General features: G+C 45.5%; 8 protein-coding genes. 2 read left to right on the forward strand and 6 right to left on the reverse strand.

Going from position 1 to position 21,341, the window contains the following annotated elements:
* Positions 1–12: 12 nt before the first annotated feature.
* From BW716_RS09225 to BW716_RS09235, 3 genes are all read right to left on the reverse strand, one after another.
* A complete protein-coding gene (locus tag BW716_RS09225; protein ID WP_143708797.1) occupies positions 13–2,808 on the reverse strand; it encodes a PAS domain S-box protein in 2,796 nt (931 codons plus the stop codon).
* A 31-nt stretch (positions 2,809–2,839) separates the two neighbouring features.
* Positions 2,840–6,826 (reverse strand): DEAD/DEAH box helicase, encoded by a 3,987-nt coding sequence (locus BW716_RS09230; RefSeq protein ID WP_083722249.1) that lies wholly within the window; start codon positions 6,824–6,826, stop codon positions 2,840–2,842.
* Between the two features lie 96 nt (positions 6,827–6,922).
* Positions 6,923–7,339 (reverse strand): response regulator, encoded by a 417-nt coding sequence (locus tag BW716_RS09235; RefSeq protein WP_083722250.1) that lies wholly within the window; start codon positions 7,337–7,339, stop codon positions 6,923–6,925.
* Positions 7,340–7,504: 165 nt separating this feature from the next.
* Between BW716_RS09235 and BW716_RS09240 the strand changes: the two genes are divergently transcribed.
* Together BW716_RS09240 and BW716_RS09245 are read left to right on the forward strand one after the other, a co-directional pair.
* Entirely contained in the window at positions 7,505–13,594 is a 6,090-nt protein-coding gene (locus BW716_RS09240; RefSeq protein ID WP_179091058.1) for a HAMP domain-containing protein, read from the forward strand.
* 60 nt (positions 13,595–13,654) lie between these two features.
* Positions 13,655–14,905: a response regulator gene (locus BW716_RS09245; RefSeq protein WP_083722251.1), complete on the forward strand. Its 1,251-nt coding sequence runs from the start codon at positions 13,655–13,657 to the stop codon at positions 14,903–14,905.
* A 68-nt stretch (positions 14,906–14,973) separates the two neighbouring features.
* Here BW716_RS09245 and BW716_RS09250 read toward each other — a convergent pair whose 3' ends face one another.
* The 3 genes from BW716_RS09250 to BW716_RS09260 all read right to left on the reverse strand — a co-directional run bounded on the left by BW716_RS09250 (position 14,974) and on the right by BW716_RS09260 (position 21,033).
* Positions 14,974–17,319 carry a glycoside hydrolase family 3 N-terminal domain-containing protein gene (locus BW716_RS09250; RefSeq protein ID WP_083722252.1) on the reverse strand — a complete coding sequence of 782 codons (2,346 nt, stop codon included), beginning with the start codon at positions 17,317–17,319 and terminating at the stop codon, positions 14,974–14,976.
* 128 nt (positions 17,320–17,447) lie between these two features.
* A complete protein-coding gene (locus BW716_RS09255) occupies positions 17,448–18,923 on the reverse strand; it encodes a serine hydrolase (protein WP_083722253.1) in 1,476 nt (491 codons plus the stop codon).
* Between the two features lie 193 nt (positions 18,924–19,116).
* Positions 19,117–21,033, reverse strand: coding sequence for an SPFH domain-containing protein (locus tag BW716_RS09260; RefSeq protein ID WP_083722254.1), 1,917 nt, complete (start codon positions 21,031–21,033; stop codon positions 19,117–19,119).
* Between the last annotated feature and the right edge of the window lie 308 nt (positions 21,034–21,341).

Genomic DNA, 21,341 nt, shown 5'->3' on the forward strand with positions numbered 1-21,341 from the left:
TGATTTATCCAGTTATTGCTTTCCTGGCAGAATGATGTGAAAGATCGTCCCTTCATCTGGGGCTGACAGCACATACATATGTCCGCCATGGTTCCCCACTATTCTTCTGCACAACGACAATCCGATACCTGATCCGGGATATTGGTTCCTGTTATGCAGGCGTTTAAATACTTCAAAGATCTGCTCTGAATATTTATTATCAAAGCCTATCCCGTTATCTCTGAATGAAATATCGTAATACTGTCTGCCCTGCTCCGGCATACGCAGGTAATTAGCCACTTCTGCCAGTGAAATAACGCGGGCCTGTATTTCTACCACCGGTGTTGCACCTTCCTGTGTAAATTTCAACGCATTACTCATCAGGTTGTAAAATAACTGATTCATTTGCAATGGCACGCCCTGTATCACAGGCAATTTACCAATATTAATCCGGGCTTTCTTTTCTTCAATGATCAATTCAAAATCCTTGCTCACCATCAGTAGCAGCTCTGTCAGATCTACATCCCGCATCATATTCCCCGTTTCCAGCAGGCGGGAAAATTCCAGCAGGTCTTTGATTAACATAGACATACGTTCGGACGACTGATTGATTTTGTCTACCAGGCGTTTATGTTCAATATTCAGGTCATCTTTGTTCGATAACAGGTCTGCATAGATCCGGATTTTGCGCAAAGGCTCCTGCAGGTCATGACTCGCTACATACGCATATTGTTCCAGCTCCTGGTTAGAACGCACCAGGTGCAAATTTGCCTCCTGCAATTCTTCGTTCATCGCCGCCAGTTCTTCATTGGAAGCAGCCAGTTCTTCTGTACGCTCTAGTACTTCAGATTCCAGGAAACTCTGATTTTCCAGGATCTTATTTTTGGCTAGTACCTGTTGGGTTACATCTGTGGCCATATTCATAATAGCATACACTTCCCCCTGCGGATTAAGCAATGGCTTGAAGGTAATATTCAGGTACAGAAGTGTTGCGCGGCCATTGATCACAAGATCGATCGGCATTTCACGACCATGATATACCTCTCCTGAATTGAAGATATGATCCATGATATTGAGGAAAGAGTGTCCGTGAATCTCTGGTATTGCCCTGGTTAGTGGAAGGCCAATGATGGCGCTACCCCTGTCCCATAAATTGAGCATTGCCTCATTGGCTACTTCGATGATCAGTTCTCTGCCTACATAAAGGGCGGTCGGTACAGGTGCTTCTTCCACCAGTGAGCGGAACCTGTTTTCACTTTCAAGAAGGGCTTTTTGTGTTTCCAGTTCTGTACGCAGGTCTCTGGCTACACCTGCTACCGCAATCGGTTTTCCGCTCATAGGGCTATCCAGCCTGAAAGCGTTCGTCATGAATGGCAGTGGTTCTCCTGTTTCCTGATGTTGGTAGGTTTGTCTACCCGTCCATTTACCTTCTCTGAGCAGTTCGGGAATGATTGAGTCCTTTACCTGATTGAAAAAGGTTGGCTCAAAAAAGTCTTTCATAGAGTGAGTAATGGCTGAAGCTTTGTTGGGTAAGCCCAGCAACCGGACGCCTGCCTCGTTGATGTAGGTGACATTGCCTTCGAGGTTGCTGACCATGATCAGGTCATTACTGTTTTCTACCAATGACAGGAGTTGTTGCTGTTCTTTGCGTACGGCTACTTCATTGCCTATATCAAAAGCGATAGCGAGGATGTGTGTGGAATTGGCTTCTTCCATTGCCACGGTAGCAATGTTCACCTGTACCCAGCGTACACTGCCATCCTGGTGATAGTATTGTTTGATCTGGTTGTAAAATTCCTGTTCGCCATTGACAAGGCTGGCGAATAACTTGTCGCTTTCCCCTCTGTAGTCTGCCTGCACAATACTTCTGTAGTGCATACCTGACAGCTCTGGCTGTGCATATCCCAGTAATCCTGCAAAGGCTTTATTCACCTCCTGTATGACCCCGTTTTTATCAAGGAAGGCCATGCTGATACTTGAATTATTAAATGCCAGGAGGAAACGTTGTTCTACTTCTTTGAGCAGACGGGTATGTTCCCTGGATTCTGTCACATCCAGACCGATGCCTGAAAAAGATACAGGCCTGCCCGTGAGGTCATAGTAATATTTACCCCTGATTTTGACCCAGTGTACAGTGCCGTCTTTCCATATGAACCGGCATTCGTAGCTGAGTATACCAGTGTCCATGGCTTCTTCATAAGCGGCCTCTCTTATCTTGCGGTCTTCGGGGTGTACATAAGGGAGAAAAATATCTCTGAATTGAGTGCCTCCCATCCGTTCGCCCATGATCATGTGTGCGAGCGAGGGGGAATAGGTGATGGTATCACTGGCGAAATCGATGGTGAATGATCCGGCACCGGAACTTTCCATAGCGATAGTGGAGAGTCTTTCTGCTACTTCGGCTTTTTCATTGGCGGCGACTTCACTGGTGATGTCCATCGCCATGCCGGAGAGGCGTGCAGCTGTATCTTCAGGGGTGAAGTATACCTGCCCTTTTACCTGTATCCAGCGCAGCGAGCGATTATCTACATCGGCAGTTCTGAATCGCAGGTTGATGCTGTTGTCAACTTGCTTTTGTATGAGTTTCTTAGCGGACTCACGCACCTGTTGCCTGTCTGCCGGATGTAGGCTGCCTAACAACATTTCATAGGTAATATTTGTCACCGGCGGTAAGCCGAATAGCTCTTTACATGTGGTGTCCAGTATTACTTTATTCTGAAGAATATCAATATCCCAAATACCGATACCTACGGCATGAAGGGTGGCTTTTATCTGTTGTATCTCCTGACCAACGGGAGCGGTCTGATCAGATGGGGGATTCTCATGCATAATCTGTGATTCAAATACAATATAGCTCAAATTATTTCACGATGAGAGCAATCAGTTCTTCGGTGGAAAGCTTACCTGAAATATCGCTGCCTGCCAGCAATTGATCTGCCAGATCACGTTTATTCCGATGCAGGGAAATGATCTTTTCTTCAATTGTATCCTGCATCACAAGTCGGTAGATGGTCACAGGTTTTGTCTGCCCCATTCTGTAAGCACGATCTGAAGCTTGCTCTTCTATCGCCGGGTTCCACCATGGGTCCAGGTGAATGACATAATCTGCTGCGGTGAGGTTGAGTCCCAGCCCACCAGCTTTGAGACTAATGAGGAAGAGATCTGTGGTGCCACTCTGAAATTGTTTCACCCGTTCTTCCCTGTCAGGAATAGACGTTGCTCCATCCAGATAAAGGTAGGAAATCCCTTTGTCATCCAGTGCTCGTTTTACCAGTTCCAGGTGGCGTACAAACTGACTAAATACCAACGCCCTGTGTTTATTGGAAATGAGTTCTTCCACAATTTCGAGACAGGTGGCCAGTTTGGAAGAAGGGATGTTCACTTCCGTATGCAACATCTGTGGGTGGCAGGCTGCCATACGAAGTTTGCCTATTTCGGTCAGCGTATTCAGGTGTTGCTTGCTGTCGCTGACCCTATACTTACGGATGTTTTCAATAGCCTTGAGACGGATCGCTTCATAAAAAGCCCTTTCATCGGAAGATAAAGGGATAAGTTTGACGATCTCCGTTTTTTCCGGCAATTCATCCAGCACAGCGCCTTTTGTTCTGCGCAACATGTAAGGAGCGATCAGTTTTTTCAGGTGAACCTTGACGGTGCTATCTGGATTATATACAACTGGTGTAGTGAATTGTCTGGTAAAATGCTTGAGTGTACCCAACAGCCCTGGATTGATGAAATGGAAAAGACTCCATATCTCATTCAGGTTATTCTGGATAGGGGTACCCGTGAGTATTAACCGGAAATGTACTTGTAGTGCCATGGCAGCTTTTGCTGTTCTGGTCTGGTAGTTTTTGATGGCATGTGCTTCGTCCAGGATCACGGTATCCCACTCAATAGCAGTGAGTAGTGCTCTCTCTGAGAGCAACAACCCATAGGTGATGATGACCACAGAGAAACCTCCTGCAGCAGCTAACAACTCTTTTCTGTCTCCTCCTGCATGCAGCACGACCACTCTTAAAGAGGGGGCAAAACGATTGATCTCATTGATCCAGTTAGGTAATACAGAGGCCGGGCATACCAATAAAGCAGGGCCTTCTGCTCCTCTGTGGAGCAATAAGGTGATAGCCTGAATGGTTTTCCCCAAACCCATATCATCTGCCAGACAAGCGCCGGCACCCAGATTCGCTAATCGTACCATCCAGCGGAAACCATCTTCCTGATAAGGACGCAGGGTTGCCTGCAAAGCTTCCGGAATAGCAGGCGTAACTGATATGATTTCTTTCCATCGCTGCTTTTGTGCTTTGAAAGCGGCATCCGTTTCCACGCTACCCGCATCTTCCAGCATCTCATCCAGCATATGGGCAGCCATAGGCTGGATTTTCACAGACTCGTGGTCAGCGGTGGCAAAGCTGTTGATTTCCTGTAACTGTCGGTAGAGCTTTTTGGTGAGTGCCAGATAACTGCCATTCCTTAGTGGAATGAAACGGCTTCTATGTTGTACGGTATTATCCAGCAATTCTTTCAGCGACAGTACCATGTCTTCATCCACCTTCAGTTCTCCCTGACATTCGAGCCACTTACGGTTCGATTTTACTGTCAGTGTCATTCTACGGGTAGTGACAACCTTGCGGATGCGCAGTTTTTCACCTTCCGGCCATTCTGAAATAGCCAGTTCAGGGTTTTCGTGAATCACTTCAAGTAGTTGCAGGCAATCTCTGGGATCGGAGAAGATAATGTGATCATCTTCTATTTCCTGTGCCACTGCCTGTTGGATAAGTTCCAGTAAACGGGCATAGTTCGCTTTCTCCTCTTCCAGATCGCGGGTAGCCTGACAGCGTTCCCCATTCATCACACCTATAATGTGGGCTGCACCTTCTCCCGGTTTGCAATAGGGAGGGTCTGCACCAAAAGGTTTTACAAAGAAGGATGCCTTCAGTGCATCGGCAGTAGGTTGTAACTGAACTGTGATGCGGGTATCGCCTTTACGTTGCTGAATATTGAGGGAAGTACCTTCCAGATTGGCGTGTACGGTAATGTGTGCGCCTATTTGCTGTAAGGCAGTGAGCAATTGTTCTTTGCCATCGGCAGGTACGACGGGAATCTGTTGAATAGTTTGTAAGAGGGTACGTTGTTTAGGCGTCAACCTGAATACTTTCAGTCTTGTTTCAGATTCTCTGATGAAGATGATCTCTTTTGATAAATCGGTGGTGGGGAGGTTACTATCAAAAGTAAATCCCTTACCTGTTTTATTGACCAGCAGCTCTGGCTCTCCTTTTACGATATCTAACGAGATATCGGGATCATGGGCCATGAAGAGGTAAGGATGCCCGGCCATTTCCGGCCACACCCTGTCTTCAAACACATAATCGTCCGAGCCGTAAGTATAGAAACTTTGTTTGATCAGGCAGTCTCCTATTCGTACATCCTGTGGCGTCATACCGGGTATCACCCCTTCCCTGAACCTTTTCATGTCCACAGGTCGGCCTCTGCTCCACCCGGAGGTATCGTTAAAGGATTGGAGAATGACCTGGATCTCTTTGGTAGTGGGTTCTACAAGATAAGCAATACGTGTTGTCTGCTGTGGTTTTTCCGCTTGCTGTGCTTCCGGTATAGAGAGTAATTTCAACAGCCTTTCCCACTCCGCAGTTCTTTTCAGCTGGGAGAGCAATGGTTTTTTGCCGATGACGGATGCCGCTTCGAGGTAGGCATCTTCTTTCTTACGAAAGCCCTCATCTTTAAACAGGTAGAGGTATTCGTAAGTAAGGAACCGGTAGTGATTTTGAATGCCTTTATACAGTAATTGTGTGCTGAGATCTTTGTAGGTCTTCAGCAATTTACTGGCAGGCAGGTAGATCTGTAGGCAGATCAATGCCAGGTAACTGATCAGGTTTCCATGATTGCCCTGTAATAGGATCAGCAGCATGTTTTCTGCTTTTTCTTTTCTGCCCTGATGGAAATGGAGTAAACTGATAGCAGGGGTAATGTCTGCTCTCAGCTTCTTCTCGTAGAAGGTCACGATTTTCGTGATCAGGGGAAATGATCGTGAATCAGGGAGTAAGATCAGGTTGAAGACGTATATAAAGGATAGTACCGGCGATAGCGGTACCATGTGTTTACGATCGGTTTTAGGTTGCTGTTTGATGCCTTGCTCAAATAAAAGAAACGCAGCATCCGGTTGTTGGTCATAGAGCGCAATCACTGCTTGTGAAAACGGATCGTCAGAAGGTTTCATAGCACCTTCCAACACATTCCAGTTAATAATCGGCGGGGCTGATGCCAGTATTGAAACCGGCGACAAATTTCGCAGTTGCAGATTGATGGCCGCCTGATAAATGACCTGAACACTATCAGTTTCAAACAGCTGCAATAAAGGCTTGTATTCCGGAAAGTACAGTAGATAGCAGAGATAAGGCAAATATTCATTGATCTCTCCGCTGATGCGCATCACCGGTGCTCTTAATAACGACTTCTCTCCTGTGAAGAATGCGATCAACAGTTGCTGTAGTTCCTGAATCCTCGCGTTGCTGCTATAAAACGAGTAGGGTTTTACCTGCTGAATTAATTGCAGGTATTGTGGCTGCCTTACTTTTTCCGGGAATAAAAAAAAGCTCATGGCCGGATCGAGTGAATAGTTGCCGGTCACATGTTTGACCACTATACCCGCTGCTATGAGCTCTTCCAATATGTCAGCAATTACATCCTGTGGTATATCAAGTAACTTCAGCACGGCATCTGAGAGCATGTATTTATCTACCGGGTAGATGTAAACGGCTAGTATGTCTATTACCAGTTGTGTTTCCTCGTTCCGTGAGTGATAAATATCCAGATAATGCGCGCTATCAACCATTGGTACAAATGTAGCAAAAGGCTACCATTCCCTGTGCGATGACATAACTGTTGTGGAATGTTTTGGGGTAAATAATTTTGGAGTTATCATTCTATCTTATGCTTCTTTCACAAATGACAACATATATTTTGCGATAGTTAAAAAAGATGCCAGGTCACTGGGTTTGGTGATATAATCCACCACTCCCAGTTCAATACTACGTGCTTTAAATACCGGACTACTTGAAGTACTCCATATGATCTTAGGAATTCCCAGATACCTCGACTGGTCATTTAGCTCCTCTACAATTTCAACCCCCGTTAGTTCCGGAATATTATAATCCAGGATCATTAACACAGGAAGCTCCTTGTCCTCTATACTTTCCAGATATTTAATGAATTTTCTGCCGTTAGGGATACACACCAGCTGCCAGGTAGGATCTATTTCACTAAATGCATTTTCTAATAATTCCTGATCATCAATATCATCTTCTGCTAACAGAATAAGCCGCTTCGAATGGCCTGAAAATTGCATCTTTTAGTAATGTTTAACGTTTCTGTAACGCTAAATTACCATTTCAAAGCATACAATGTATGATTACCTGGAACAAACCTTCTTTTGTTTTTAAATCATTGATTGGGCGCGCATTAAAGATAATTTTTTAGCATATATAAGTATAAAGTCGCTAATACCTTCAGCATGAACACCCGGAAGAAGAATTCTGCCGCCACTCCCTTGCCTGCCACAAATGTGGAAATTGCTCCACAGTCTTCCCCAATGTCCAACCATGCGACCGATAGTGTCGTAGACGAACTGGATATGCGCCAGTTGTTACAGGTCCTTTCTGAAGTTAAGAATGGTAATTTCACTGTCCGGATGCCGGCAGATAATATTGGTTTAAGCGGTAAAATTTGTGATACCGTCAACGATATTATTGCCCTCAACGAAACATTGGTGGAAGAACTCATGCTGGCCCGGAATACGATCGGGAAAATGGGGAAACTGAATCACAGGGTACAAATGCCCCGCACTGCCAAAGGGTCGTGGAATATGGCAGAAGTATCTATCAATAACCTGATCTCTGATCTGGTACATCCTACCATCGAAATTGCCCATGTAATCAGCTCCGTGGCAAAAGGTAATCTCTCTCAGGAAATGCCCTTACAAATTGAGGATCACGTACTGCAGGGGGAATTTGCCCGTATCGCCACTGAGGTAAATGGCATGGTGAAACAATTGAACCTCTTCACTCTCGAGGTAACGCGCGTAGCACGTGAGGTAGGTTCTGAAGGTAAACTGGGTGGTCAGGCGAAGGTAAAAGACGTAGCCGGTGTATGGAAAGACCTCACCGACTCTGTAAACCAGATGGCAGGTAACCTCACTGACCAGGTGCGAAATATCGCTGAAGTAACCACCGCTGTGGCGAAAGGTGACCTCTCTAAAAAAATCACTGTAGACGTACAAGGAGAAATTCTTGAACTGAAAGATACCATCAACACTATGGTGGACCAGCTGAACTCCTTCTCCTCCGAGGTGACCCGTGTGGCGCGTGAGGTAGGTACAGATGGTAAACTGGGTGGTCAGGCAGAAGTAAAAGGGGTAGCCGGTACATGGAAAGACCTCACTGACTCTGTAAACCAAATGGCTTCGAACCTGACAGGTCAGGTGCGAAACATTGCGGAAGTGACCACCGCTGTGGCGAGAGGTGACCTCTCCCGCAAAATTACCGTGGATGTAAAAGGAGAGATCCTTGAGTTGAAAAACACGATCAATACGATGGTGGACCAGCTGAACTCCTTCTCTGCCGAGGTAACGCGTGTGGCGCGTGAAGTAGGTTCTGAAGGTAAACTGGGTGGTCTGGCCACTGTGAAAGGCGTAGGTGGTGTATGGAAAGACCTGACCGAATCGGTAAACCAGATGGGTTCTAACCTGACAGCTCAGGTGCGAAATATTGCTGAAGTAACGACCGCCGTGGCGAAAGGTGACCTTTCCCGCAAGATTACGGTGGATGTAAAAGGAGAGATCCTTGAGTTGAAAAACACCATCAATACGATGGTGGATCAGCTGAACTCCTTCGCCTCTGAGGTAACGCGTGTGGCGCTGGAAGTAGGTACGGAAGGTAAACTGGGTGGTCAGGCAAAAGTACAGGGTGTGGGCGGTACATGGAAAGACCTTACCGACTCTGTAAACCAGATGGCTTCTAACCTGACCGGTCAGGTACGTAACATTGCCGAAGTAACGACTGCCGTGGCAAACGGTGACCTTTCCAAAAAGATCACGGTGGATGTGGCAGGAGAAATACTGGAACTGAAGAAGACCATCAACACGATGGTGGATCAGCTGAACTCCTTCGCCTCCGAGGTAACGCGTGTGGCGCTGGAAGTAGGTACGGAAGGTAAACTGGGTGGTCAGGCAAAAGTACAGGGTGTGGGTGGTACATGGAAAGACCTGACCGAATCAGTAAACCAGATGGGTTCTAACCTGACAGCACAGGTGCGAAACATCGCCGAAGTAACGACTGCCGTGGCAAAAGGAGACCTCTCCCGCAAAATCACGGTGGATGTAAAAGGAGAAATTCTTGAACTGAAAAATACCATCAACACGATGGTGGACCAGCTGAACGCCTTTGGTAGTGAGGTATTCAGGGTGGCGCGCGAAGTAGGTTCTGAAGGTAAACTGGGTGGTCAGGCAGACGTACCAGGTGTAGAAGGTTTGTGGAAAGATCTGACCGACTCTGTAAATATCATGGCCTCTAACCTGACCTCTCAGGTACGTAACATCGCGGAAGTAACGACTGCGGTGGCGAATGGAGACCTTTCCCGCAAAATTGAAGTAGATGTAAAAGGAGAGATCCTTGAACTGAAAAATACCATCAACACCATGGTGGAACAGCTGCGCGCCTTTGCCTCTGAGGTAACGCGTGTGGCACGTGAGGTAGGTACTGAAGGTAAACTGGGTGGTCAGGCAAATGTACCAGGTGTAGGTGGTACCTGGAAAGATCTGACCGATTCTGTGAACCAGATGGCGGGTAACCTTACGGCACAGGTACGTAACATCGCCGATGTGGCTATTGCCGTGGCAAATGGTGATATGAGCCGCAAAATCACGGTGGATGTACGCGGAGAAATTCTCCAGCTGAAAGAAACCCTCAATACGATGGTGGACCAGCTTCGTGCTTTTGCCTCTGAGGTAACGCGTGTGGCACGTGAGGTAGGTACTGATGGTAAACTGGGTGGTCAGGCATTCGTACCGGGTGTAGCTGGTACCTGGAAAGATCTGACCGATTCTGTAAACCAGATGACGGGTAACCTTACCTCGCAGGTGCGTAACATCGCCGAAGTAACGAAAGCCGTGGCTTCTGGTGACCTTACCAAAAAAGTAACGATCGATGTAAAAGGAGAGATCCTTGATCTGAAAAATACCATCAATACGATGGTGGACCAGCTGAACTCCTTCTCTGTAGAGGTAACGCGTGTGGCGCGTGAAGTGGGTACGGAAGGTAAACTGGGTGGTCAGGCAGAAGTACAGGGTGTGGGTGGTACCTGGAAGGATCTCACCGACTCTGTAAACATGATGGCCTCTAACCTTACCAACCAGGTACGAGGTATTGCCAAAGTAGTAACCGCCGTAGCAACGGGTAACCTGAAGCAAAAACTCTCCATCGTGTCGCGGGGTGAGGTAGCACAACTGACGGACACCATCAATGAAATGATCGATACCCTCGCTCTCTTTGCCGACCAGGTAACTACGGTTGCCCGCGAAGTAGGTGTGGAAGGGCGTTTGGGCGGTCAGGCAAGTGTGCCGGGTGCATCTGGTATCTGGAAAAACCTGACGGAAAACGTGAACCAGCTGGCAGAAAACCTCACTACGCAGGTACGTGCAATTTCTGCCGTAGCCTCTGCGGTAACGAAAGGCGACCTGACCCAGATGATCCGCGTAGAAGCGAAAGGCGAGGTGGAAGAACTGAAAGATACCATCAACCAGATGATCGCCAACCTGAAACAAACTACGCTCCGTAACCAGGAGCAGGACTGGCTGAAATCGAACCTTGCTCAGTTCACACAGATGCTGCAAGGTCAGAAAGATCTCAATACCGTGACCCGCCGCATTCTCTCAGAACTCGCGCGGGTGGTACGTGCACAGAAAGGGATGTTCTACATACTGGAACAGGAAGAGAACCTGGAAAATCCAAAACTCAAACTGTTCGCTTCCTACGCATATGGCGAAGAAGAAAGCATCAGCCGCGAATTCTCACTGGGACAAGGTTTGGTAGGGCAGGTAGCCCTCGACAAAGAACGAATCTTACTCACAAACGTACCTTCTAATTATATCAAGATCAGCTCTGGCCTTGGTGAAGCTGCGCCAATGAACCTGATCGTACTGCCGGTGCTCTTTGAAACAGAGATCAAGGCGGTGATAGAACTGGCCAGCTTCGATGCCTTTGGTGAAACACACCTTGACTTCCTCAGTCAGCTCACAGAATCTATTGGTATCGTATTGAACACCATCGAAGCCAACTCCCGTACAGAAGACCTGCTGGCTCAATCCCAGTCACTGGCAGATGAGTTGAGACGTACCAATGAAGAGCTGCAGGATAAAGCCCACCTGCTGGTAAAACAAAAGGACGAAGTGGAAGACAAGAACAAAGAGGTGGAAGAAGCCCGTCGCTCGCTGGAAGAAAAAGCAGAGCAGCTACAGCTGACTTCCAAATACAAATCAGAATTCCTGGCCAATATGTCGCATGAGCTGCGTACACCGCTAAACTCACTGCTCATTCTGGCCCAGCAATTATACGAAAACCATGATGGTAACCTGAATGAAAAACAGGTGCGCTACGCCAAGACCATTCATAGTTGTGGGGATGACCTGATCCAACTGATCAACGATATCCTCGATCTGTCTAAGATCGAATCCGGTTATATCTCTACCGACTTTATCAAAGTTCGCTTCAATGAGGTGATTGGATTTGTGGAAACGACCTTCAAGCATATCTCTGAAAGCAAGAATCTGCGTTTCAGAATAGAGATGGATGATCAGTTGCCACAAACACTGGAAACCGACGTACAGCGTCTGAACCAGATCCTGAAGAACCTGCTCTCCAATGCATTTAAGTTTACAGAAAAAGGTGAAGTCCGCCTCCGTATTTACGAAGCGCGCCACAACTGGAAACAACAAAATGACAGCCTGGAAAGTGCGACTAAAGTGGTGGCATTTGAAATCAGGGATACAGGTATCGGTATTTCCAAAGACAAACAAAATATCATCTTCGAAGCCTTCCAGCAGGCAGAGGGGTCTACCAGCCGTAAATATGGCGGTACCGGTCTGGGATTGAGTATCAGCCGTGGTCTGGCAGACCTGTTGGGTGGTTCAATTGAATTGATGAGTGAAGCTGGTAAGGGTAGCACCTTCACCCTCTTCCTGCCACTTGACTATAATCCATCCGTGATCAGAAAAGAGAAGCAAAGTAGTCTGACGGTGGGTGAATACACCTTGCCGCAGCCATATGAACCACCGATGATACCAAGTCGTACGGTGAGCGAAACCAAAGACCTGGAGGGTCTGAATGAGATTATCAATGAGATAGGCGACGACAGAACGCATATTATGGACACCGACAAGGTAGTACTGATCGTGGAAGATGATGTACGCTTTGCGAAGATCATGCAGGAAAAGGCGCATGAGATGGGGCTAAAAGTAGTGGTGGCCACCAGTTTTGGCGAAGTGTTCGACCTCACAAACAAGTTCAATCCAATCGCTGTGACACTGGATGTGAAGTTGCCGGATGCCAGCGGATGGAGGGTGCTTGACCTGTTTAAAAACGACATTAACCTGCGGCATATTCCTATCCACCTGATATCTGGTGAAGAAAACAGGTTGCTGGCCATGCACCGTGGGGCACGTAGCTTCAACCTGAAGCCATTAAAAACAGAAGCGCTGAATATTCTCTTCAGCAGTATCATCGATCAGCATGAGCGCAAGACGAAGAGAGTATTGGTGGTAGAAGACAATGAGCCGGATGCATCACAGATAGCCCGTATCCTGGACAATGGAGAGCTGATAGAAATGGAATTTGTAGATAATGGAAAATCGGCCCTTGATGCCATCAATCAAAATAATTATGATTGTATCATCGCAGATTATATGTTGCCAGATATAGATGGTGCAGACTTTGTCGCTGGATTAAATACCGTGAACAGGTACAATGCTACACCTGTCATTGTATATTCTGCGCGGGACTTTTCCAACAATGAAAAATCCAAACTGAAGCAATATGCCAATAAAATATTGCTGAAGGGCGTTAACTCATTGGATTTGTTGCTGGAAGAAACGATCATGCAGTTGCACCTGAACCACCAGGCATTATTACCTGAAAAGAAAAAGCTAATCGAAGATCTGCGTTCTCAGAAAGATGTGTTAATCCATAAGAATGTACTGGTAGTCGATGATGATGTACGTAACTTGTTTGCCCTGACTACAGCATTTGAGCGTTTCCATATCAATACTATTACGGCAGAAAGTGGAAAAGAGGCAATGAGTATTCTCAGCGAGAATAACCAGATCGATATTGTGCTAATGGATATCATGATGCCGGAAATGGATGGATATGAGACGATGCAGAAAATTCGCAGGGAACATAAGAACAGTGCACTGCCGATCATAGCAGTGACAGCGAAGGCGATGAAGGGGGATAGAGAGAAATGTCTGGAAGCCGGTGCATCTGATTATATCACCAAACCATTGAAGATAGATCAGCTGTTATCGTTGATGAGAGTGTGGTTATACCGTTAATGTAAATACTTTATATCGATAAATATATTAATGTATATTCATTCCGAAAAAATTGAATAGGTGCAGCACCACGATGTCATAAAAATATTAGTAGTTGATGACCGACCGGATAATCTTTTGTCAATAGAATCCATATTGGAAAGGGAAAGCTACATCATCGTCAAAGCAAACTCTGGACGGGCTGCATTGAAGATCCTGCTTAAAGAATTTGATTTCTCCCTGATCCTGATGGATGTGCAGATGCCTGATATGAACGGTTTTGAAACAGCCACTTTCATTTATCAGCGTGAGAAGCTAAAAGATATTCCGATCATCTTCATCACTGCCCATAGTCACGAAGAAGAAGTGATCTTCAAAGGTTATAAGGCGGGTGCTGTCGATTTCATCTATAAGCCAATTAACCCGGAGTTGTTGCGTATCAAGGTAGGCCTGTTTGTAGAGTTGTATAGAAAGACACAATCACTCATTGCACAGGAACAAAAACTACTGAATGCCAACGCTTCACTACAGAAGGAAATAGAGGAAAGAGAAGCTTCTGAGCTGAGAGTATTAGATCTGAACAAGCAATTGCTGCAAAACAATATTCACCTCAAAGCGGTGAATGCTGAACTGGATAGATTTGCTTATATCGCATCGCATGATTTGCAGGAGCCGCTTCGTAAGATCAGGGTGTTCAGCGATATGATCGTTCAGAAAAAAAGCAGCAGCGAAGAAGTGAATAAGTATGTGATGAAAATCACGAACGCCACTATCCGCATGCAACAATTGGTCAGCGACTTACTCCGTTTCTCCCGTCATTCTATACAGGGAGGAGACTTTATTGACTCTGATCTGAATGAAATAGTGAAAGATGCATTGAACGAACTGGAGATAAAAATTCAGCAGAACAATGCGATTATTAAAATTGATCCATTACCGTCTATACATGTGATCCCAACCCTGATGCGGCAGCTGTTTTATAATTTAATCAGCAATGCGTTGAAGTTCAGAAAGAAGGATGTGGCGCCGGAAGTACATATCTATGCGCAGAAAGAATCGCCGGAAGATGCGACGAGTCAACTGTATAAGATCTATATCACAGATAATGGAATTGGTTTTGAGAGCCAGTATGCAGAGGATATTTTCATCGTGTTTAAGCGACTGCATAGTTACCATGAGATAGAAGGTACGGGTATTGGGTTATCTATTTGTAAGAAGATCATGGAGCAGCATAATGGTTTTATTACAGCTTCAGGGGAATTGGAACAAGGAGCGACATTTGTAATAGGTATACCGGTAAAACAGAGAGAGCCGCTGCCGCAGGCGCTATAAGCCCCCGCGGCAGCGGCTCCCGGCGGTTCAAAATCTTTTGCCGGAGGCAAAAGATTTTGAACCGCATTTTATTTTATAGTAAAACTACCATTCAATTTCACATCATCACTACTACCACCTACCATCACACTAAACGTTCCTGGCTCCACCACCCACTTATTCTGCGCATTCAGCAATTGCAGATCTTCAGGATTCAGTTCAAAACTAATTTCCTTAGACTCCCCTGCCTTCAAATGCACACGCTGGAAGCGTTTCAGCTGTTCATTCGCTGTCACCACAGAGCTATAATCATCTCTTACATACAGCTGTGCTACCTCATCCCCTTCTACCTTACCAGTATTCTTCACAATAAACTTTACCGCTACTTTCTTTCCATACACACTCACCTGCAGGTTCTCATAACCGAAAGTAGTGTAGCTCAAACCATATCCAAAGCTATATTGTGGCTTAAAAGTCATCTCAACATAATCATGTCTTGAAGCATTCTTATAGTTATAATACACCGGCAGCTGGCCTACAGATTTAGGAATAGACACTGGCAAACGTCCGGCAGGATTGTAATCGCCAAACAATACATCTGCTACCGCATGCCCACCTTCCTGACCAGGATACCATGCATTCAGAATAGCAGGTACATTGTCAGCAGCCCATGTGATATTCAAAGGACGGCCTTCAATTAATACCAGTACAATCGGTTTGCCGGTTGCAGCCAGGCTTTTCAGCAATTTATTCTGTAAACCCATCAGATCCAGACTCACCCTGTCATACCCTTCACCACTTTCCATATCACTCACAGCGTTTTCGCCTGATTTTACTTCAGCCGCACCCGTAGCCTGATAAGAAGTTTTGAAATCACGTGCACTGGAACCACCTAATACAAGCACGACTGCATCCGCACCCTTTGCTGCAGCAACCGCAGCAGCGATATTATCATTGGCAGTATCACGAATGGCACAACCTTTCACATAAGTCACATTGGTACCTGTTCCTAACTTCGCTTTAATACCCTCTAAAACGGTCACAATTTTCTCTTCCGGCTGCGGAGCGGTATAATCCCCCAACTGGTTGTAGATATTGTCTGCATTCGGCCCGATAACGGCTAAATTCTTAATTGACTTGCTCAGTGGCAGCAGGTTGTTTTCATTCTTCAATAAAACAATTGATTCCAGTGCTACCTTTTTAGACAGTGCAATATGCGCAGGAGTGGCTACTGCTTTATCAACAGCTGCCGGATCTACATATGGATTTTCGAACAGCCCCATTTTGAATTTCACGCGCAGCACATGTGCTGTTGCAGAATCAATGGTGGCCATTGTCACCAGTTTATCCTTTACTGCTTTGATCAGTGCATCGCCATAGGCTGCACCGCCCAGGTCATTGTCCAGACCTGCATTGATGCTCATCGCTGCTGCCTGTTCTATATCAGCTGCTACACGATGGTTTGAATTCATACTTGGAATGCCATGCAGATCGGAAACTGTATATCCTTTGAATCCCCAGTCTTTCACCAGCACATCCTTCAGCAGGAAAGCATTGGCACTGCAAGGGATACCATCTATAGAGTTGTAAGATGCCATGATAGAGAGTGCACCTGCTTTGATCGCATCTCTGAACGGAGGCAGGTAGGACATATACAGGTCACGCTGACCAGTAAGTGCAATACCACCATTGTGCCCACCTTCAGGAGAACCGTAGGCGGTAAAATGCTTCAGGGTAGAAATAATGTTTTTACCACTGTTGATATTGCTGCCCTGGAAACCTTTTACCATGGCAATACCCATCTGGCCAATCAGGTAGGGGTCTTCGCCATAAGTCTCTTCCAGGCGTGACCATCTTGGTTCACGCACCAGGTCCAATACAGGACCATAGCCAATGTGTGCACCCTGAACCCTTGCTTCTACAGCAATAGCACTTGCCATTTCCTGTATCAGAGCAGGATCCCAGGTACTTGCCTGTCCGATAGAAGTAGAGAATACGGTGGTACCAATTGCCATATGTCCATGCGGACATTCTTCTGCCAGTATCAATGGAATACCCAGGCGGGTATTTTCCATCATATATTTCTGCATGGCATTGGTGGCTTCAGCACTCTGGCGTGGGCTCAGACCTGTTTCCAGTGTCTTTTGTGTCCATGGATCGGCTCTGAGCGTAGCCCAGAAACTACCGATATGTCTTTTGGATATCTCTTCTTTGAACGTTTCACTTATACCTACAGCATCACCTTTCTTTTCGTACATAGGCCAACCGAGCAGTGTATTCAGCTGCCCGACTTTTTCTTCCAGCGTCATCCGTTGCAGCAGATCTTTCACCCTTGCTTCAACCGGTGCTTTCGCATTTTTGTAGGTCTGTGCACCAGCCTGACCAACGGCCAGCAACAGTACCCCAAGCATGATAATTCGTTGTCTGATTTTCATCGTTACCTGTTAAATTTATTGACAATCATTCATTTAGATGAATTGCGAGTCCTAAAAATAACAAGTATAGGGGTTAGTTTTTAAATAATTTTTAAAGTGATTTTATCTTCTCCCAGAGTGATAAATTATTAACGGGCTTTGATCTTTTTTAGCTCCCGCATGCCATCTTCATTATTCGGATTGATCTGGATGGAACGCTCGTAGAGGGCAATAGCTTCGTTTCGTTTACCCGCCTTGTTCAGTGCTTCTCCATAACTATCGTAGGTATTGAAACTAAGTGGAAATAGCAGACAGTTGAGTTTAAAGATCTCCAGAGCTGCATCGATCCGGTAGTAATCATAAAGCTGCTCATACCCTGCCTTGTTCAGTTCCCACTCACTCAGATAGTAGTGAGCAGTGTCAGTTTTCAGCAGGGATAATTGTGTAGCAGCGGCATCAGCACCTTCTTTGACTAAGGTAGTTACATATATTCTGGCCAATGATTTTTTATCATCGATTTTTTTCGGTGGCTCATTGTTTAACATATGCAATGCATTGGTGACGATCGCACCAAAAGAAGGAGCCGCAGTGTTGTCAAAAGCAATGATCGTTTGGTTTTTATCGAGGTTGTGGTAATAGAAAGTAGCGAGCCCGAATTTGAAACCACCATGCCCTGCTCCTTTGCCATAGCCGGGTTGATCAAATAATTCCCAGCCTAAGCCGTAAGAACCTGTACCGTCACCCTGCATGGTATCCATTACCTTTTCGCTGTGAATAGTTCCATTTTTCAATTTCACAGGTGTGAGCGCAAGTTGTACAGTAGCAGGACTGAGTAACTTATAACGAAAGAATGCTTTGTCAAATAATAACATGTCATTCACCGTCGTGATGATGTTGGATGCACCAATTGCTGCGTCATTGTTATAGTCTGTATACCGGTATCTTTTTAAATCACCTGTTCTTGAAAAGGTATCGATCGCAAAACTTTCATACGCATGTTTTGTGACCTGTGTGGGCAGTTTGTTTTGAGTAGGATCATAAACAAATGTTTCATACATGTGTGCGGGGTTAAAAATGTGTTTTGTTAAATAGGCATCAAATGGTTCATGACTGATCTGTTCTACCAGCAGACCTAATAATACAAATCCATTATTGCAATAGCGAAACGCTTCACCCGGTTTGAATGCAAGTGTTCTGTGTGCAGCCTTTAGCTGGTCAATGAGTATATGACTGGTTACAATCGTATCAGGATATTGTTTGATCAATGGTTCAAACAACTCGATATCAGGTAAGCCGGAAGTGTGTGTGAGCAAGTGTCTGATCGTAATGTAGGGATATGGAAAGTCAGGGAAGTATTGCTGGAAAGAATCATCCAGGTTTAACTTCCCCTTTTCCATCAGCTGAAGAATGGCGGTAGCTGTAAATGTCTTTGATATAGAAGCAAGGTTAAATGGTGTTTCCAAAGTATTCGGCGTACGCGACGGCATATCGGCATAGCCATATGAAAGACTGTGAATGACTTTCCCTTTTTGGGCCATCAATATATTGCCATTGAGTAGCTGAAAGTCTTGCGCAGACAATGATAGACTGGAGCTGAGCAGGGTGGTTATTAAAATGGATTTCATGTCAGTACAATTTTGATAGGACAATATTAATCCAGCCAGATTGCACCAGATTTTAAATGTGATTAAACCACTTGAATGTGGGATAAAAAAGGGAAAGAGGATTTGGTGCCCGAATTAAAAGAGACCGTATCATTACTTATGACACGGCCTCTCAGGGTACAAGGATAGGGATAACAAAGGATGCAGGACCGGTTTATTCTTTAGGTAGTTGTTGATTATTCTTTTCACCTAATTGTTCCAGCAGCTTCAGACCCAGCAGTCCGCTAATAGGACCATTGTTGCCATCGCCACCACCACCGATCAGTATGTCAGGCATAATCTTAATATGCTGTTCACCGATCGCTTCCATCACTTTCAATTGTGTGAAGTTGTTACCACCCATAGCTTCCACCGCCAGCTTATAAGACTCAGCGCTTGATTTACCAATCGCCAGGATCTTTTCCGCTTCTGCATTACCTGTTAAGGATATTTTTTCAGCTTCTGCTCTTGCCGTTAATTCCGTTCTTTCAGCTTCTGCTTTTGCCAGCACTCTTACTTTTTCTGCTTCACCACTTGCCAGCAGTTTCATACGATCCGCTTCTGCATTGGCTTGCAGGCGTACACTGTTTGCATCACCTGTTGCTTTCTTTACAGAAGCATCTGCAATTCTTTCCGCAATCAATACGCCCTGATCTGCTTTTACGATATCTTTCTGTATCTCTGCGATAGCGGTTTCTTTTTCCAGTACCTGTCTGGTTTCCTGTGCACGCATCTGTGTTTCATAAGTCACCTTTTGTTCTTCAGCGATCTTACGATCCGTCAGTGTTTTCATCAGGCTTTCAGGAGGAACGATATCACCGATCAGCGTATCTACACCGAATACGTTGTATTGTTCCAACACACGGCCGATGTGCAGTTTCGCAGATTCCTGTCTTTCCTTACGGCTCTTCAGGAAGTCGATCACTTCAGCATCCTGCGCAGAGTTACGGAAGTAGTTGCCGATGGTAGGTTCCAGTACCTGAGTGACCAGGTTACTCATGTTACCAAAGCGGGCAATTACCTTAGGTGCTTCGCTGGCAGGGATATGAATGATCTGTGCCACGTCGAGGTTGAATGTAAAACCATCCTTACTACGCACAGTAATGGTAGAGAGGTTTTTATCCAGCTGGTGGGCCTCACTGCGGGCACTCGCCCAGTTCAGTACCAGGTTGGTAGTAGGTACATATTCGACCTTCATGATGTAAGTATTGATAGGATACTTACCGGGGCCTAATGGTTCTGCCCATACACCTTTGTAGTTTTTACCTACAATGTTACCGTGTTTGAAATCGGTACCACTCAGGTCTTCACCTTCGTTACCTACATAAGAGATCACAACACCCACATGGCTGATAGGAATTTCAGTCATGGTACGCATCTCTACCTTTGCAAACCACGGGTTCATAAAGTAAGAACCAGAGAGAATCACCTGTTCCTGTAATCCTTTGTAGCCGCCCTTTTCAAGGAAAGCATCCGCATCCTGGAAGTTTCTGTGACCTTCTATAATCTTACCTGCGATCTGACCGTTTTCAATCGCCTTACCTTCCATTGTAGTGACAATACCCACCGCATTGTCAGGTACATTCACCATATCGGTGATTTCCACTTCAAAGATGAAGGTGTTGATACGATAAGAACCGGGTGTCATAATCGCCGTTTGACGACCTTTCTGACCACCACTTTTCAGGAACGTTTCTGCATTCTGGAAAGCATCGCAATCTACGCGGCGGGCCAGGATAGCGCCGGGTTGTAGCTCTGCACCATCTTTTGCTAATACGAGTCCGATCTTACCTGTAGGGATCACAGTGAAAGCCTGGAACTTAACATCGTACTGCCAGAACCATTTCCAGAAGTACACACCTGGGGCAAGTGTTTGGGCCTGAAAACCAGCTTCTCCGTTAGTGGCCAGAATGCGGCCTTCGGGGAGTTCCTGTTTACCCACCAGTACGAATTTTTTGGTGACTAGTCCTATTTTATCTTCGGGTACGATCACAAGGCCAAAGAATACGCGGAGAATGAAACGGTACAATACAAGGCATAGTACGGGGATGCCAAGCAGCATCAGCCACCTGATTACATCAGTTGTTTGCATAAAAGTTGTTGGTTTATGTATTTGAGTATATGAAATAGGAGTCCATGTCAGGTATGTCCCAATACCTGTGAATTTTGCGCGTGCGCACAGTCGTAATAGCTATAATGCTTTAATTAAAATACTGGTGGGGAAGTATTGAAAATTGTGAAGATTAGATAGTGCAGATTACGAAAATTGCAATTTGCGGGCTTGTTGTACATTGTAAATATTATTACCATACAAAAGTTATAACTATTTTTTGAATTCCAAAAAAGTTTTAACAAATCATATACAACTGCAAATTATTGGAAAATAACTTTTTAAGAAAG

Origin of the sequence: [Flexibacter] sp. ATCC 35208, from assembly GCF_001975825.1 — a bacterium.
Classification (GTDB): domain Bacteria; phylum Bacteroidota; class Bacteroidia; order Chitinophagales; family Chitinophagaceae; genus Chitinophaga.